The following is a 16,877-nucleotide window of genomic DNA, read 5'->3' as shown; positions in this document are numbered from 1 at the left end:
GACAGACTTCTAAAGAAGATGCCTTCAGATTAAAAGCTGAGCCTCTGCTAGAGGCTCTAGATTCTGCAATATTTCAGCCTGCTACTCCTCCGACTGCATGACTACCAAGAGTAAGCACTTTGATTTCCTTGTCGGTTAATAGTTTTGCTTGCTTGGACATAATTAATTTTTTGAGATACCAAAAAAATTAGCTTGTCTCGTACAGTCTCGGATAGCTACGGATGTAAAATCCCCGTATTTATTGAAGAAAAACCCCGTAAAGCTACGGGGTCTCTCAGAATCCTATTTGGTGCCCGGGACTGGACTCGAACCAGCACGCCCGTGAAGGCGCTAGCACCTGAAGCTAGTGCGTCTACCAATTTCGCCACCCGGGCAACCAAGAACCGTAATTCTACATAGACATCTTCAAATATGCAAATTACGGTTCTTGATAAATGTTACTAATTATTATTCAGGCTTTCTGTGGCCTTCGACCTTGGCAACAAGCTGGCCGAGACGCATCACGTCGTAAACTTCAAACGGCTGATGAATCCAAGGATTATCGCCTAAGTATTCAACGTAATAGTCCGGTTCAACCTGCGAGCAGGACTTCCACCAAAGCACCGCGGTTCTCACTTCCGTAATGCCTTTGTAGTTGTTTCTCAGGTGCTCGGTCACGCGCTTAAACGTCAGACCGGAATCCACCAGATCGTCAACCAGAAGAACCTTGCCTTTCAAAGAGTCCGGTCTGCTCGAGGCAATGTATTTGCCAATGTCGAGCGTGCCCTGGACAGTACCCGCTGCTTCTCGGTAAGAGCTCGTCGCCAAAATGTTCAGCGGCATGTCAAAAATGCGCGACAGAATGTCGCCCGGTCTGAGACCGCCGCGAGAAAGGCATAAAAGAGAATCAAACTTCCAGCCGCTGTCGTAAACATTAAAGGCTAAAGTTTCAATTAAACGGTGATACTCATCCCAAGATACATGAAGGTCTTTCATTCAATATCCCTCAAACAAAAAAATTATTCAGCAAACGGGTCATGAAGAAGAATCGTCTGACCTCTGTCCGGCCCGGTGGAAACCAGAGCGATCGGGCAGCCCGCAACCTCGGAAAGACGCTTCAGATACTTCTTCGCGTTCTCCGGCAGATCGTCCCACTTTGTAATACCAAAGGTGGGTTCCTTCCAGCCCGGGAAATCTTCATAAATCGGCTTGCATTCGGCAAGCATCTCGGCTCCGACCGGAGTTACGTCAATGCGCTTGCCCTGGTATTCATATCCGACACCAAGACGAACCGTCTCAAAGCCGTCAAGAACGTCAAGCTTCATAACGGCTAAACCGGAAAGGCCGTTCCACTCAACGGATCTTCTCAGCGCTGCGCCGTCAAACCAGCCGCAGCGGCGCGGACGGCCGGTAACAGCACCGAATTCATTGCCGCGTTTAGCGATCTCTGCGCCGACTTCATCAAACAGCTCTGTCGGGAAAGGACCGGAACCGACACGGGTGCAGTAGGCCTTCGTAATGCCGAGAATGTAGTTCAGTTTCTGAGGACCGATGCCGGCGCCGGGGCTAGCAAAACCCGCAACCGTGTTGCTCGATGTGACAAACGGATAGGTGCCGTGGTCAATGTCAAGCATGGTGCCCTGGGCGCCTTCAAAGAGGAACTGTTCGCCGTCGGCCATCAGCTTATTGAGTGTGTGAGAAACGTCGCAGATCTTGGAAGTGATTCTCGGCGCCATGGCAAGCGTCTCGTTAATCATCTTCTCAACGTCAACAGCTTCAGCCTTGTAGAAGTTAACAAGGAGGAAGTTGATCAGTTTGCTGTTAGCGCGAACCTTGGCGGCAAAGCCTTCCGGATCGCAAAGATCTTTCACATGCAGCGCGCGTCTTGCAATCTTGTCTTCATAGGCAGGACCAATGCCGCGGCCTGTCGTACCGATCTTCTTATCGCCAAGTGCGGCTTCGCGCGCATGGTCAAGAGCGATATGGTACGGAAGAACCAGAGGGCACTGACCGGAAACAAAAACTCTATTTTCAGCGTCAACGCCGTGCGATTTCAAATCGTCAATTTCTTTCAGAAGAGCTTCCGGGCTGACAACGGCTCCGTTGCCGATGTAGCACTTGACGTGCGCATGCATCACTCCGGACGGGATCAGACGAAGCACAGTCTTGTTGCCGTTGATAACCAGAGTATGGCCAGCATTGTGTCCGCCGTTAAAACGAACCACGCCCTGCACTTTCTCGGTCAGCCAGTCAACAACCTTGCCTTTGCCTTCGTCGCCCCATTGGGCGCCCACTACAACTACGTTCTTACTCATATAGTCCTCTTTTAAATTCGACGACCGACAGATCGCTCCGTCACCGTCCAAGTTCCATCAATAAATAACAATTCTTCATCCAGTCGATAAGCTTCTTCCAGAGATTCAATACTGTCTTCCGGAAGGGACTGGACCACAATTAATCCCTTGCTTCTAAGTTCTTTAATTTTTGCGTTGAGCAAAGGGTCTTCATCGTTAATCGGGGCTAATACGGCATACGGTCTGCGGGTGTCCATCACCGCGACAATTTCTCTTAAATAAAGCGTGAAGCCGACCGCGGGTCTGCGTCGGCCGAATCTTGCGCCGATGTCGTCATAGCGTCCGCCTCTCAGCACCGCCTGATAGCGGCCCGGAATATTGACGCTGTAAGTCACACCGGTCAGATACTGATAGCCGTGAACGTCGGCAAAGTCATAGCTCACGCCGTCGGCTCCGCTCATTCTGCCGAGCCAGCGTACGTGATCCAAAATAGGAAGAATTTCAGGATAGTCGGAGAATTCTTCGGCAATCTTATCCAGAACCGATTCATCTCCAAACATGACGGCAAGTTTTAACAGCGCGTCAACCGTTCGATCCTGCAGTACTCCTCTGAACTCTTCGATCGAGGTTCTGTCTTTGTGGCTGAGCGCAAAAAGAATCTGATCCTGCACCGAGCCGGAAGCCGGATCCTTGTCCAGAATCGCCTTAACGACACCGGTGTGGCCGAGATCCAGCATAATGTTCTGAATATTAAATGTCCTGAGCGCCTCAAGACCGAGGCAAATCACTTCTTTGTCACTGTAAGCGCTCGTGGAACCGAAAAGCTCGACGCCCGCGACATACGGCTGGCGTGAAGCCATCGGATGCAGCGGTCTTGCATGCAGCACGCTTCCGACATAGCACAGTCGCGAGACGCCTTCGCGGTTGAGAATGTGTGCGTCGATACGAGCGACCTGCGGCGTCATGTCCGCGCGAATGCCCATCGTTCTGCCGGAAACCTGATCGACAATTTTGAAGGTACGTAAGTCCAGATCGCCTCCGGTCCCTGTCAAAAGAGAATCTACATATTCCACAAGCGGCGGACGGACAATTTCAAATCCGTGTGAAGTGACAAGGCTCAGAAACGAGCTCCTCATTGCTTCAATAACTCGAGCCTCCCGCGGAAGCATGTCCGCGATGTTCTCGGGAAGAAGCCATACTGACATAATTCAACCCTTCTAAAAAACTAACATTGTCGACCAAACAACAACCAACCCTAAGACTACACTCCCAAAGCCTATGATTCGGATCTTCTCGCTAGGAATTCTGGTCGATTCGCGCACGGCCCTCTTCCAGAAGTCAGGGGCGATAAAAGGTAAAAACCCTTCCAGTACAAGGACAAAGCCTATTGCACAGAGAAGGGTTTCCATTTTCTTACCTAGCGATGTTTAGTTTTGAGCGCCGGCCTTTGAGTTTTTCAGATACTGGAAGAACTCGCTGCTCGGGTCAACAACCAGCATATCAGAGGGCTTGTTAAAGGACTGACGGTACGCCTCTAAAGAACGATAGAACTTCGCGAATTCTGGATCCTTGCCGAAGACCTGAGCATAAATCTCGTTGGCTTTGGCGTCGCCCGCGCCCTTAATGTCCTGAGCGTCACGATACGCTTCGGACAGAATGACGGTTCTCTGACGATCCGCGTCCGCTTTAATCTTTTCTGCTTCAGCAGCACCCTTGGAGCGCTCTTCGCTTGCGACACGCTTACGCTCAGCTTCCATACGGCGGTAAACCGACTCGGAAATCTCCGGAGTAAAGTCCACGCGTTTGAGACGAACGTCGACCACTTCAATGCCGAGATCCGTTACGCGCTTCTGAAGCGCTTCGGAAATTTCAGCCATCGCCTGAGCTCTGTCGCGCGAAGTGATGTCGTTGACGGTTCTTCTGTTCACCGCCTGGTTCAGCACGTCGCGAAGCAGCGAAGACATACGGTCTTCGGCCGCTCTTTCGCTGCCCTGGAAAGAAACCCAGTAGCGGCGCGGATCGGAAATACGCCATCTGACGTAACTGTCGATCATCAGGTTCTTCTTTTCGCTTGTCTGGACCAAATCCGCAACCGGCGTATCAATCGTCAGGATGCGCTTATCCAAATAAACCACATTCTGAAGCGGAGCCGGAAGCTTCACATGAAGTCCGGGTTTGTCCACGATGTCTCTTAACTCGCCGAGCATGAACACCAGCGCGTATTCGCGCTCATTGACGGTGTACAGGCAGGTGCGACCGAACAAGGCGGCAAGAAAAACAAAAATGGCAAGTACGATTATTTTTTTCATCTCTCAATCCTTATCTCAGCGTCCGGGATAAAGGACGGGAAGTGTATGAATTATCCTGAGTCTGCCCCTCAGCGCTCTTTGCAGGCGCAGCGGCCTGCGCTGCGGTGTCGGCTGCCGCAGTATCGGCAGAGGGACGAGTCGAGCTTTCGCTGCGCTTCATCAGCTGATCAAGCGGCAGATAAAGCAGATTGCCGGAGGACTTGGAATCAACCATGACCTTGGAGGTGTTGTTGTAGATCTGCTGCATAGCGTCTACATACATACGGTCACGGGTTACCTTCGGAGCTTTTTCATACTGAGCGTAAACCTGTGCGAAGCGAGAGGAGTCACCTTCGGCCTGAGAGACCACACGGGACTTGTAGGCTTCCGCTTCCTGTCTCAGGCGTTCTGCCATACCCTTGGCTTTCGGCACAACATCGTTGGCATAGGCTTCGCCCTCGTTAATCTGTCTCTCTCTGTCCTGACCGGCTTTAACAGCGTCGTTAAAGGCGGCCTGAACCTGTTCCGGCGGCTGAGCGTTCTGAATCGCCACGGAGAGAATCTGAATACCGCTGTGATAACGATCAAGCATTTCCTGCATGAGGCGCTTCACTTCTTCGGCGATCTCCTGTTTGGATTCAAATAAGACGCTGTCCATCTTCTTTCTGCCGACCACTTCGCGCATAGCCGATTCCGCTGTCTGAATAACCGCGCCCATCGGATCTCGGGTCTTGAAGAGGAATTCTGCCGCGCCGGGACCTTCCTTTATACGGTACTGAACGTTGAACATCACATCCACGATGTTCTCATCATCCGTCAGCATCAGCGCTTCTTTAAGGCGCTGAGAGGAACCTCTCATACCGATTTCAGCTTTACGAACGGAGCTCACGTCAACGAGCTGAACATCCTGGATCGGATAAGGCAGATGCCAGCGGAAACCCGCGTTCATGCTTTCGGTATAGCGGCCGAAGGTCGTCACCACGCCCTTCTGGCCTTCGGGAACGATATAAAAGCCCGAAGCAAGCCAAGCGCACACCGCAATCGCAGCGGCTGCCGCGACAAAGCCTGCGGAGAAATTACGTCCGGCCTCGAACTGAGGCGGACGGAATCCGCCGCCGCCCGTATTTCCGCCGCCGCTCGCGGGCTGCTTAAAGTCGTGGTCCTTGCGAAGCGGAGGTTCGTCAAAGTCATAATCGTCCTGCCGATCCTCGGTCTGAGGACGATTCATGTTCGCCTCAGCGTCGGATCGCGGCTGATTTTTCTGTTGTTTATTGCCAAATAAAGAATTCATACGGTCGTTGAACTGCTTCCAGAGCTCTTCCAAATCAACTTCCTGATCGGAAGCCTGAGGTCTTTTCTGCTCAGGCTGCCTGAATTCATCTTTTCCGGGTTGGACTTCTTGCTGACGATCAGTCTGAGGATTCTTTGCCTCATCTTTGTCGTTGGAAGGGTTTTCTTCCGAGCCTTTACGGCCCCAATGGGGGTCATTCAGTGACATTTATCTAAACAGTCCTTTGTAAACGCTCTATAGTCGGAGCGTCATATTAAATAATTGGACTAAGGATTCTATCACTTGATTATTAAGAACAAATATTGCGATAAATTTTGCAATACTTTTTCTTAATCTTTAATCTTCCGCCCGCCGCCGTTCAGTCCGATTCCAAGCTTTGCACCGCACGGCAAGACGCCGTCAAAAGCTATTCAGACAACTTCTGCGAAGCGTTTGTTTCGTGAAACGCCTATGCTAAAACCGCCTTGCGGCCGAAACCCTTAAGGATGCCGTTGCCGATCGCGCAGGCTAATTTGCGCTGGAAGGCCTGAGTCCGAAGCTTGCGCTCTTCCTCCGGATTAGAGAGGAAGGCTGTTTCCACCAGCACGGAAGGAATATCCGGCGCCTTCAGAACGGCGAAGTTCGCCTGCTCGACTTTAGACTTATGCAGCTGATTAATGCGGCTCAGTTCATTAAGAATATAGGCACCGTAAATCGTACTGTCGCTCACCTGAGCCGTAAACGACATATCCATCAGGATTCGGGCGATCTGTTTGTCTTTTGTACTAATGTTCGCGCCGCCGATTAAGTCGGCGTTGTTCTGGTTGCGGGCAAGCCACTTGTTTGAGCTCGAGACGCGTCCTTTAGTGTTCAGCACAAAAAGAGAGGATCCTTTGGCTGCCGGCTTAACCCATGCGTCCGCATGGATCGAAACAAAAAAGTCCGCCTTGGCCGCACGCGCTTTCTGCACTCTTCGCTGAAGGGGAACGAAATAATCTCCGTCGCGCGTCAGAAGCGCTCTGAAGCCTTCAAGGCGATTGAGTTCCGCTCTGAGAATTTTGGCGACGGAAAGAACGACATCCTTTTCTCGAGTGCGGTAGCGTTTACCGATCGCACCGGGGTCTTCTCCGCCGTGGCCCGGATCAATCATGATGACCAGCGCTCGGGTGCGTCTCTTGGAAGTTGTTTTTGTTTCCGTTTTCTGAGGCTTTTTCTTTGTCGAGGCGATAACGGGCGGTTTACTCGTCTGAGAAGACGGCTTGGGTGTTTTACCCGCTGAGGGCTGCACTTCCGGTTTTACCGGCACCAGAGTTCCGCTTTCAATACCCGCGAGGATCTGCTCGAGCTGATCCGCATCGGCTTCCTCACGGTTTTCTTCCATTCGCTTCTGACCCTCGGCGACCTGCGCGACGAGTTTCTGGACCGCGTCGGGTTCCTCTTCTTCCTTCTTGAGGATCGCAAGGATCGGATCCTTCTCCTGGACCGGATAGACGTCAAAAACCGTGCGGTATTTATAGGTGCCCGCGGGCTTCAGACTAAAAATCTGAGGTGAGACGTCCTGTTTGAAATCGATCGTGATGCGAACGACCGTCGGTTTGTACTGACCGCAGCGAATCCTCTGAATATACGGATCGTTCGGCTTAACCTTCTGAATAATGTTTTTTAATTTGTCCGTGAGTCTGAGTCCGTCCATATCCACAACCAGGCGGATCGGATCAGCCACGCGGAGCATGAAGTAATTCAGTTTTAGGGGCGCGTCGCTCTCAATCGTCACGCGGGTGTATTCATCCGCAGGCCAAGTACGAACGTCGATGATCTGAGGCGTTTTAGCCGACACGGCCGGCACATACGTAAGAAATGCCGAGCAGAGAGAGCCGTAAATTAGATCGCGGCGGGTAAAGCAGCTCATTATCTTTCCAGACCTCTAACAATCCGCACGCCGTGATCGGTCAATGCGCTCACCTGAACTTCTCTTCCGTCGTCTTTGGGTAAAAGCGAGATCATCAGATCTGCGCCGGGAACGAGCGGCTCGGCTTTCTGAGTCCACTCCGTGACGCATACTCTTCCCGGGCTGAAGTTTTCTCTAAACCCCGCATCCTCAAATTCTTCCGGGCCTTCAAAGCGGTAAAAATCGAAATGGTTGAGCGTGAAGCCGTCAATGGAGTACGGCTCAAGCAGCGTAAACGTCGGGCTTTTGACTCTGCCCTCAAAACCGAGCGCTCTCAAAAGCGCGCGTGTCAGAGTTGTTTTGCCGGCGCCCAAGTCGCCGCAGAGACGAATATTCAATCCGGAAGAGAGAATTTCATCTTTATTTTCTAAGAGAACAGCGGCAAGCTCGGCTCCAAGTTCATTGGTCGCCTGCTCATCGGGAAGATACCGTTGAAAGAATACGTCAGCGTGGTTCATACATTCTTTTTAATGTGAAATCTAAAGATAACACAATGATCTTTTCGATTGTATGAAAAAATCTCTGTTCACAATCTTTTGCCGCGCTGAATATTTTTCCACTCTCCGAGACCCGCTCTGAAGGAAGAGCCATATTTGTTCACATGGAGCCGGGATATGAAACTTAAAAACGCTCGGTTAGATCCGGCGAAAACCGCCGAATCATCTGCCGCAGGGCCAGGCAAACCACTATTTGCCTAATTTTTAAATCTCTATATAATACGTTTTTCCTGTTGCCGGCATAGCTCAGTTGGTAGAGCAGCGCATTCGTAATGCGAAGGTCGGAGGTTCGACTCCTCTTGCCGGCACCATGGGATGCCTAGGTGGTGAAATGGTAGACACAGAGGATTCAAAATCCTCCGCCCTTAAAAGCGTGCGAGTTCGAGTCTCGCCCTGGGCACCAAAACGAATTCTGAGAGACCCCGCAGCTTTACGGGGTTTTTCTTTATCTTCAATAAATACGGGGCGTTAGCCGCTGTAGCTATCCAAGGCTATACGAGACAAGCCAAAAACTTTTGGTATCCTAGATGGTATCTTGGATGGTATCCCAGCTGTTCATCAGAAGAAGCTCTCGAGTCACGACACTTCTTCAAGCAGAAAAAATCCAAGTTCAGCTGAAGCAGACGCCTGTCTCTTAATTTTCACATTAGCCCATGGCGATATAGGCCTTTACGCATCCTTAGATAAGATAATCACTGCAGCGATACCCGTATTCTTCATAATCGTTTGTGCATCCTCTAGCCAATACAAAGACGATGACAACTTGACCCGAGCCCCTTCCTAATAGCTCGAAGCCTATCAAGCGCTGCCGTATGGTTTCCTCACCAACCGAAGAATTCACTAAACCGGAAAAGTCAGAGTTTTTGCTCTTTCCGTTTTCTAACCAAACGGTCGGTCTTTTAAATCCGGAGACAGAATAAAAATACTTAATGCTTCCACAGAAGGCCTGTGTACCAATACGAATCGCTTTTTATCTCAATCAACATAGCGCTTTTTAGCTACAACCTAAAGCTTAGACACGGGATTGCTCGCACCTGGAAAAGCCAATATTCTATAAACTCAGGTGACACAAGTGACTCTCTTAGCTTCGATCAGGCGTCTGGGCCTACCACTCATAATTGCTTCACAAGCTGTTTTTGTGCTACAGGCTGCCGCGGCCGCCGATGAAGCCGCCATTGTTGTGGCTGTGCAGAACAGCAACCAAACAGCATTGGAACGCTCATTTGCCAAAGAGACAATACGTTTTCTTTCGGACAGCAACTACGATCGAAGCATCATCTTCAAAAAACTCCCGCTGGATCAAATAACAAAGCTTGCGCAGGAGCGCAAAATCGACTTCGCTCTGCTCGGACCTGACGCTTACGCGGCAATGGAAATCCATTTCGGCGCACATGCACTGTGCAGCCAGCGCCTGATTTCCGATGAAAGCAAAAAAGTCTCCGGTGCAGCCGTGCTCATTAGCGCAGACAACAAAAACATCAGAGAGCTTTCTGATCTCACCCGCGTCGCTGTCTCAAAAGACGAAAGCCGGGCATTTTTTGTTAAGGCGTTTAAAAGAGAACTCCTGCAGCTCGATTCAGACGCCGACAGAGGCAAAAATATCTCTATCGAGCTCTTCTCTCAGTCAGAAACACAGCTGCTTGATCTTCTTCTAAGCAGTCAAATCTCCGCTCTGCTGCTGCCTGCGGGCGCACTCGAAAAGCTCAAGAGTTCGGATGCATCTGCCGCAAAACTTCTAAAAGTCGTAGGAGAAACCTCTTCCAATCCAAATTTGGCAAGTTCCTCTTCTTTGTATCCGGGTCTCACTTTCGCGGCCTTCCCGTCCTCAGATTCAGAAACCGCCGCCCGGTTAACGGCTTCGCTGCTTGGAATGCCTAGCGCAGACGGCTACGAATGGAGCCTTCCGACAACGTTCGAATTCGTTCATGAGCTTTTGTCCGTGATTCGTGACGCGGACTACTTAAAGCGTCCCGACCAGTCTCTGCTGACGCTGCTTAAAGAATACTGGATGTACCTCTGTTTCGCCCTGCTGGCTGTCCTTGCGCTAATTATCCATTCGCTCAGAACAGAGGTTCTGGTTAAGCGAAGAACCGCGCAGCTGACGCTCGCCCTAAAAGAAAGAGAAGCCATGAAAGAAGAAGTCAACGCGTACATCAAACGTTTGGCCTATATGGAACGTATCGGCATGGTCGGCGAGATTTCTTCAATGCTCGCCCACGAGCTTAAGTAGCCGCTTGCAGTGATTCATAACTATGCCCGTGCAATCACTCGAATGCTCGCAAAGGACATCGTTCCTGACAGACCGACAATGGGCTCCGTCATCGACAAAATTGATGATCAGTGCGACAAGGCTGCAAAAATCATCGACCATGTTCGCTCCTACACTAAGGATAAAGAGAAAACGAAGACCGTCTTGGACTTGTCGCAGCTCAGCCTGCTGGCTGTACAAAACTTCAAAATTCTTTTTAATCTTGATGTGCAGCACAAAATTGAGCCGAACGTACGTATTGTCGGCAATCCTTTAGAAGCTGAACTGCTTTTAAACAACCTTTTAAAAAACGCAATGGAAGCGGGAGAGGAAAACTCAGAACCGCAGGTGAAGCTGATCGTCCGCTCAAGCGGCTCTAACGCGTTAATCGAAATCAGCGACAACGGACCTCTTCTAACGGACGAAGAACTCGCCTCTATCGGTGTACCGCTTCAGTCAAGAAAAGCCAACGGTCTTGGACTCGGCCTTGTCATTGTTCAGAGAATCGTCGAATCGGCACGCGGAAAAATCCAATTCCTTAGAAATTCTCCGTGCGGTGTTCGCGTCATCGTGACTTGGCCGTTAAGTCAGAACAATCCTAATGAGAAGGAATAAAAAACTATGAGCGCAAATCCAATGTCAGTTGTCAGAATCGTGGACGACGATGAGGATGTGAGAAATTCACTGAAATTCCTTCTCGAGGCAGAAGGCTGGAAAACGCAAGTTTATGCGAACGCGGACGAATTTCTTGAAAAAGACAATGCCATGATTCCCGGCTGCCTCATTCTGGACATCCGTATGCCTGGGACCTCAGGTTTAATGCTCCAGAATCGGCTGATCGAGGCGGAATACGCGCTGCCGATCATTTTTATTACAGCGTTCGCCGAGGTCGGGACAGCCGTGATGGCGCTGCGCAGAGGCGCTTTGGATTTTCTGACGAAACCGATTAATGACGAACGACTCTTAGAAAGCGTGGAAACCGCTGTCAGCAACGATTGGAAACGCCGCTCCAGTATTGAGCACTCCAAAAAAGCGCATGAACTCGTCAGCCTCTTAACCGTACGAGAGCTCGACGTCGCGCGCCTCGTCGCTGAAGGGCTCAGCAATAAGCAAATCGCAGTCAACCTTGGAATCGCAGAGACAACGGTCAAAGTGCATCGCACCTCAATTTACCGAAAGCTCGAGGTCAAGACTCCGCTAGAAATCTTTAAGCTTCTTGAGCGATAAGAGGTAGTGAGAAGCGCTCTCTGCCGCAGTCCTTCCAAAAACAACCGCCGCAAGCTCCGAGTTGCCCGGCAGGCAGGATTTGCCGTGGACTCCCCCGACTGCTTCTCCGGCCGCGAAAAGCCCCTTAATGGGCGAACCCAGCGCGTTCAGAATCTGCGCATGCGGATCTATACGCACGCCGCCAAGAGTCCTCTGCTTCACCAACGTCACTTTGACAAGCATCAGCTTCTCGCTGCCGATCCATTGGGATAAAGCGGGCGTTTGCCGCTCGTTCATGCGCGTTGCTCGATCGGCATATGCACTAAGGTCCGCAGTCAGTGTCCGCCAGAACTGCTCGGACACAAAACTGAAACTTCCCTCCTGAACGCTTTCGCCTCTGTGCACGCAGACCGCTTCACCGATAGAAAACACTCGCCAGATCGCCTGTGCCTGAGCTTTCGGAAGATTCTCCGTCATACTTGAGGGAAAAAGCGCGTAGGCCGTATGATCCGGAGATGACAGCAGCGCCTCAGTTCGCTCAACGGAGTCAAGACCGGTAGCCAGGAGTCGGCCGTCCCTGCTCACAAGGACGGATGCCTGCGTCGGAAGACGAAGCTGTGTCGGCACGGAGTCATTGAGCACCGTCAGATAATCCAGAAAATCCATTCCTACGCAGCCCGCTCCGTTTCTGACAAGCGCTTTCAGAAAATCCGCGCTGCGGCCGTGCGTCGGATCAATACTCCGCAGTCCTTTATTTCTCGGATCATGAAAGGAGCAGATCCGATCATCGGAAACAAAACCGCCGCTGCATGCAATCACGGACAATGTGCGAACTTCTCTTATTGCACCCGAACTCTCAGCGTACGTTAACTTCCAGCCTTCGTCCTTCTGTTCCATTTGTTTGACTGAAGCGGAACATACGCAGTCGACGCCGCCCGCTAAAAGCGCTTTTAATAAACACTCTCTGAATTGAGATAAATCTCTAAAGTAAGCCCCGCGCGGAAATCCCGATCCCGGGAGCTGTACAGTCTTGAGCATAAATTCCGCGCCAAGATTGCGAAGCCAAATCTTCGCATCGTAAGAGCGGTAACAGAGTTCACGAACAAGTTCTGGCGAGGCGCGATAACCAGACCTTTCCAGTGTCTGCTGCATAAACAGTTCAGGGGAATCGAATATACCCTGTCGGCCCTGAGCTGCCGGATCAACCGCGTTAATCGCCCCGTCATAGAAGGGAAGTGTCTTTGTGTAAGGAAGCGGCTTTGAGGCGGATTCCAGAAGAAGAACGCGTGTTTTTGGGAAGGCTGCTGCAGAGATCGCCGCACAAACACCTGCAAGACCTGCGCCTACTACCGCTATATCGTAATAAGCATGTTCAGACATCGCCCGATACTCCGCTCACTGCACTTCTTCCGGCAATTCTTCCAAAAACATGCGCTTCCGTAATCGCGTTGCCTCCAATTCGATTTGCTCCGTGGATTCCGCCGACGACTTCTCCGCAGGCAAAAAGACCTTTAATCGGAGCTCCTTCCCAATTCATCACACGGCAATACCGATCAATCAGCAGGCCGCCCATTGTGTGATGAATTGCCATATCGCACGAAGCCGCCCAGAACGGCTCCTGTGTAATGGCGTAGCATACTCTCTCTGCCGCGTCCGAACTGCCGGTCGTTTCCGCTCGAAACCGATTCGTTGTAATCCTTAATGGTCTTCACAAAAACAGCGGCCGGGATTCTGAGTTTTTCTGCCAATTCCGCGATCGTGCTGCCTCTGAAGACCCTCTGCTTTTTAAGCTCTTCTTCGGCGTTCTCGCGAAATGCGAGCGGACACTGCATATAGCCGTCGTTATCGACAATCACATAAGCGCGCTTATCGGGAAGCGAAAGGACTTTATCGCGGATAACGTCTCTGAACTCATCTTCTCTCACAAAGCGTCTGCCTTTTGCGTCCACAAAAAGCATTCTTTCGGTAAAAACCGCAAAACGAGAGAAGCGTACGGGAGACGGCATACATTCGATGTAATCGCAGCCTGCGGCATAGGCTCCGATCGCGATGGCTTCCAGCATGACCTCTCCGGTGGAACTTGGAGGATTGGTCGTTTCAAGTCCGCGCAGTCTGACGTCGTGCGCCTCGCACAGCGCAGCATTTGCGGCAAATCCGCCGGAAGCGAGAATGAGGGCTTTGCGTGCGCGGATAAATCGAGTTTTAGCTTTCTTGCCACTCGGACCGGATGTGTTCGAGGTCTTAACGCCAAGCACACAATTGTTTTCCGCAATGATTTCGTCCGCGGACTGAGAGTATTGAATTTCGATGCCGCGCTCGAGGCATCGCTCGACCAGAATATCTATATAGCTTTCATTCGGGTTTTGAACCAACGGGATATGTCCCCGCGGGAACATGCCGCCGTAGATTTGCGAGCAATTATCCGCATAGCGAACTCCGTAACCTTCCAGCCAGTGCAGACAGTCAAGCGCCTGAGAGCACAGTATGTGAATCAGCTCCTTGCTGCCCTTTCCGTGCGAGCTTTTAATGGTCTGAGCTTCAAAAAGCTCCAGCGAGTCTTCGATATGCATTGCCCGCTGCCGCTGCGGATCCACCGCGTTGAAGTAGCCGCAGGAGATTCTGGAGGCGCCTCCCGCAAAAGACATTTTTTCCAGAATGAGAATGCTGCGGCATCCAGCCTCATGAGCAGAAAGTGCCGCGGAGAGGCCGGCAGCGCCCGAGCCGACAATAACCACGTCAAAGGACGCGTCCCACCGGTGAGCATCTTTTGCCTGCGCACGAAACACCGGAGCGGCTGAAACTGCTCCGACATAGGTAAAAAACTCTCTGCGGGTGGGATGGCTCAGCGTCATGTTTCATTATCCTAAGCGGGGATAATTTCGCTTATTTAACCTTGAAATCAAAATTATGGCACTGGGCACAATAATTTTCAGGTTCTGCGTGCTGCACATGGCACAGTGTGCATTCGAGCTGGTTTGAGTAATGGGGCGACGTATGCGGATTCTGAGGTTTCACGTTCTTCGTTTTCTCTACGAGCTCATCCGGATTATGGCACTTAGTGCACTGGTTAATGTCCGGCGCGGAGATTTCATTTTTCTCTCCGTGACATGCCGCGCAGGGGACGCCCTTGGCGACATGGCGGTCCGCACCGAACTTTCCTTGCTCGGCTGCCTGAGCGAAACCGGTGAAACACACAGCCAAGAAGCAGCTTAGCAGCATTATTTTTTTCATAGTATCTCCTTAGACAATCGGCCGCAGGGCAATCCCGCGGCCGATTCTGCGACTTAATTCGTTAAGAGTGATGACTTCTTATGATTTAGCGCAGTTTTCACCGGCCATACGACCGAATACGAGGCAGTCGAGAATGGCCACAGAGCCGAGACGAACCGCGCCGTGGACATGTCCGGTCGCTTCGCCCGCCGCGTACAAACCTTTGATGGGCTTGTCGGTTTTAACATCCAGGACTCGGCACTGATCGTCAGTGATAAGACCGCCCATAGAGTGATGAACCTTAGGCTGAAGTTCGCCAATGTAGAAAGGCGCAGTTTCAACCGGAAGCTGTTCATTATTGATGTAGCGGCCCAGAACCGGATCGTTCTTGGACTTCACGTAGCCGTTGAACTCAGCAATGGTCTTCTTCAGCTGTTCAGGATCAATGCCCTGAGCCTTCGCCATGTCATCAATCGTGTCGTACTTCATGACGAGTTTGCGCTCGATCTGCTTATCGAGCATGCCGGGTCGCTGGGCTACAAACGGTTTGATGCCGTTCGCGTCGGCAATAGCGAAGCATTTACGGCCGTTTGCCTGTTCAACCATAATCGCGTCTGCGCGAACTTTACGGTTAGCCAGTTCATTAACAAAGCGCTTGCCGGCGCTGTTGGTCCAAAGACCGTACTCGGCAGCGGCAGTCTGGTTAAACTGCCAGCCGATTCCCATGCCCTTCTCGTGAGGATTGCCCCACGGTCCGCACTGGATCCAATCGTTTTGAGCCTGCATACATCCGATATTGGAGGTTTCTCTCCAAAGCTCTGACGTAGCACCCGGCTGATTTGTTGTATCGAGTGTCGCGTTCAGTTTCGGATCCTGGATTGTTCTGTAGGGAACGTCCGCGGAGAAGCCGCCGTAGCAAAGGACAACGCCCTTATTGGCCTTAATTGACTTCGGTTTTCCGCTGCCCGCTTTCGGGAAGCGGTAGCCCTCGAACACTTCGACGCCCTGAACCCCCTCAGGCGTACGAATGATGCGGTCCACATAAGTTCTTGTGCGGACGGGGATACCAAATTCTTTGCACTTTTCGAGTTCTTTATTGACGATACCGGCGCCGGAGCCGATCTTAGTCGTCACATAGCGCGGAACGGAATGGCCGCCCTCCTGGCCAATCGCGTCCGGCAGATACTCGACTCCGAGTTCATTAACTGTCCACTCATAGTTGGATAACACACGATCAACCATCTGACGAACTTTCTTCGGATCGTTCATATAGTTGCCGGCGACGAGAATATCTTTTTCCAGAAGTTCTTTAGAGTCCTGGATTTTGTGCATTTTCTGCTGCGGGCAGCCTGTCGCAGTCAGGATGCCGCCGTTAATGATTGAGTTACCGCCGGCCGTAGGCATTTTTTCCAAAACGACAACGTTGGCCCCGGCTTTCTTAGCCTCGATAGCGGCAGCTAGTCCGGCAAAACCGGATCCGATCACGATCACATCAACTGTTTCATCCCATGTCTTTGGCTGCTGAGCGACGGCAGCGGATGCGAAAGAACCGGATGCGACGGCGACAGCGCCGGCCATCGAACCTTTGATGAAAGAGCGGCGAGAAGTATTCTCCATTAATTTCTCCTTGTTTAAGACCTATCAAAAGATAGTGAAATCATTTTAGGATTCCCCTCTCATACGAAAAATAGTTCTATAAGCAAGTGGTTATCGCGTCGCAATGAATATATCCAGTTGATTTATCAGTAATTAATTTATTAGTTAAGCAATACTACCTACGACGTTAGGTGTACTTTACAAAGGGAGGAATCGGGATTTTATCCGAAATGTTTTGATCAGTATTTGATCATTTACTTTATAACAGGTCGGACGCATCAGAAATTAAATAGAAGACCACGATAAGGGTTTCCTTTTGAAGGGAGACCTTAGCCCAGGGA

At 51.1% G+C, this 16,877-nt stretch carries 16 protein-coding genes and 3 tRNA genes; 5 read left to right on the top strand and 14 right to left on the bottom strand.

Annotated elements, in window-relative coordinates:
• Window positions 1-287: 287 nt before the first annotated feature.
• From NFR90_RS10905 to tsaE, 9 genes are all read right to left on the bottom strand, one after another.
• Window positions 288-374 (bottom strand) — tRNA-Leu (locus tag NFR90_RS10905).
• 73 nt (window positions 375-447) lie between these two features.
• Entirely contained in the window at window positions 448-975 is a 528-nt protein-coding gene (locus NFR90_RS10900; RefSeq protein WP_160335058.1) for a phosphoribosyltransferase, read from the bottom strand.
• Window positions 976-998: 23 nt separating this feature from the next.
• Window positions 999-2,294 (bottom strand): adenylosuccinate synthase, encoded by a 1,296-nt coding sequence (locus tag NFR90_RS10895; protein ID WP_251453021.1) that lies wholly within the window; start codon window positions 2,292-2,294, stop codon window positions 999-1,001.
• Window positions 2,295-2,305: 11 nt separating this feature from the next.
• Window positions 2,306-3,478: an ATP phosphoribosyltransferase regulatory subunit gene (locus tag NFR90_RS10890; RefSeq protein ID WP_251453020.1), complete on the bottom strand. Its 1,173-nt coding sequence runs from the start codon at window positions 3,476-3,478 to the stop codon at window positions 2,306-2,308.
• Window positions 3,479-3,490: 12 nt separating this feature from the next.
• A complete protein-coding gene (locus NFR90_RS10885) occupies window positions 3,491-3,682 on the bottom strand; it encodes a DUF2065 domain-containing protein (RefSeq protein ID WP_160335055.1) in 192 nt (63 codons plus the stop codon).
• Between the two features lie 18 nt (window positions 3,683-3,700).
• Entirely contained in the window at window positions 3,701-4,582 is an 882-nt protein-coding gene (hflC, locus tag NFR90_RS10880) for a protease modulator HflC (protein ID WP_160335054.1), read from the bottom strand.
• A gap of 10 nt (window positions 4,583-4,592) precedes the next feature.
• Complete coding sequence (gene hflK, locus NFR90_RS10875) at window positions 4,593-6,059, bottom strand: FtsH protease activity modulator HflK (RefSeq protein WP_251453019.1); 1,467 nt, start codon at window positions 6,057-6,059, stop codon at window positions 4,593-4,595.
• Window positions 6,060-6,300: 241 nt separating this feature from the next.
• Window positions 6,301-7,740, bottom strand: coding sequence for an N-acetylmuramoyl-L-alanine amidase (locus NFR90_RS10870; protein WP_160335052.1), 1,440 nt, complete (start codon window positions 7,738-7,740; stop codon window positions 6,301-6,303).
• On the bottom strand, window positions 7,740-8,237 hold the full coding sequence (tsaE, locus tag NFR90_RS10865; RefSeq protein ID WP_251453018.1) for a tRNA (adenosine(37)-N6)-threonylcarbamoyltransferase complex ATPase subunit type 1 TsaE: 498 nt from the start codon (window positions 8,235-8,237) through the stop codon (window positions 7,740-7,742). Before tsaE ends, NFR90_RS10870 begins: the two co-directional genes overlap by 1 nt.
• A gap of 274 nt (window positions 8,238-8,511) precedes the next feature.
• On the opposite strand from tsaE, the gene NFR90_RS10860 reads away from it, so the two are divergent.
• The 5 genes from NFR90_RS10860 (at window position 8,512) to NFR90_RS10840 (ending at window position 11,751) form a co-directional block, all read left to right on the top strand.
• Window positions 8,512-8,587 (top strand) — tRNA-Thr (locus tag NFR90_RS10860).
• Between the two features lie 6 nt (window positions 8,588-8,593).
• Window positions 8,594-8,679: transfer RNA gene (locus NFR90_RS10855), tRNA-Leu, on the top strand.
• A gap of 735 nt (window positions 8,680-9,414) precedes the next feature.
• A complete protein-coding gene (locus NFR90_RS10850) occupies window positions 9,415-10,506 on the top strand; it encodes a PhnD/SsuA/transferrin family substrate-binding protein (protein WP_251453010.1) in 1,092 nt (363 codons plus the stop codon).
• Between the two features lie 9 nt (window positions 10,507-10,515).
• Window positions 10,516-11,139, top strand: a complete 624-nt coding sequence (locus NFR90_RS10845; protein WP_251453008.1) for a sensor histidine kinase — start codon at window positions 10,516-10,518, stop codon at window positions 11,137-11,139.
• A 6-nt stretch (window positions 11,140-11,145) separates the two neighbouring features.
• Entirely contained in the window at window positions 11,146-11,751 is a 606-nt protein-coding gene (locus NFR90_RS10840; RefSeq protein ID WP_160335045.1) for a response regulator transcription factor, read from the top strand.
• Here the strand turns inward: NFR90_RS10840 and NFR90_RS10835 are convergent.
• From NFR90_RS10835 to NFR90_RS10815, 5 genes are all read right to left on the bottom strand, one after another.
• Window positions 11,722-13,110: an FAD-binding protein gene (locus NFR90_RS10835; RefSeq protein ID WP_160335044.1), complete on the bottom strand. Its 1,389-nt coding sequence runs from the start codon at window positions 13,108-13,110 to the stop codon at window positions 11,722-11,724. The genes NFR90_RS10840 and NFR90_RS10835 overlap by 30 nt on opposite strands.
• Window positions 13,103-13,357, bottom strand: a complete 255-nt coding sequence (locus NFR90_RS10830) for an FAD-binding protein (protein WP_251453023.1) — start codon at window positions 13,355-13,357, stop codon at window positions 13,103-13,105. The genes NFR90_RS10835 and NFR90_RS10830 overlap by 8 nt, the downstream gene beginning before the upstream one ends.
• Window positions 13,284-14,582: an FAD-dependent oxidoreductase gene (locus NFR90_RS10825; RefSeq protein WP_251453006.1), complete on the bottom strand. Its 1,299-nt coding sequence runs from the start codon at window positions 14,580-14,582 to the stop codon at window positions 13,284-13,286. The genes NFR90_RS10830 and NFR90_RS10825 overlap by 74 nt, the downstream gene beginning before the upstream one ends.
• 31 nt (window positions 14,583-14,613) lie before the next feature.
• Window positions 14,614-14,961: a cytochrome c3 family protein gene (locus NFR90_RS10820; RefSeq protein ID WP_160335042.1), complete on the bottom strand. Its 348-nt coding sequence runs from the start codon at window positions 14,959-14,961 to the stop codon at window positions 14,614-14,616.
• Between the two features lie 78 nt (window positions 14,962-15,039).
• Entirely contained in the window at window positions 15,040-16,557 is a 1,518-nt protein-coding gene (locus NFR90_RS10815) for a flavocytochrome c (protein WP_251453003.1), read from the bottom strand.
• Window positions 16,558-16,877: the final 320 nt, after the last annotated feature.

The organism is Parasutterella muris (assembly GCF_943193095.1).
Classification (GTDB): domain Bacteria; phylum Pseudomonadota; class Gammaproteobacteria; order Burkholderiales; family Burkholderiaceae_F; genus Parasutterella; species Parasutterella muris.
The sequence above is the reverse complement of the archived record's forward strand: the minus strand, read 5'-3'. Positions and strand labels throughout refer to the sequence as shown.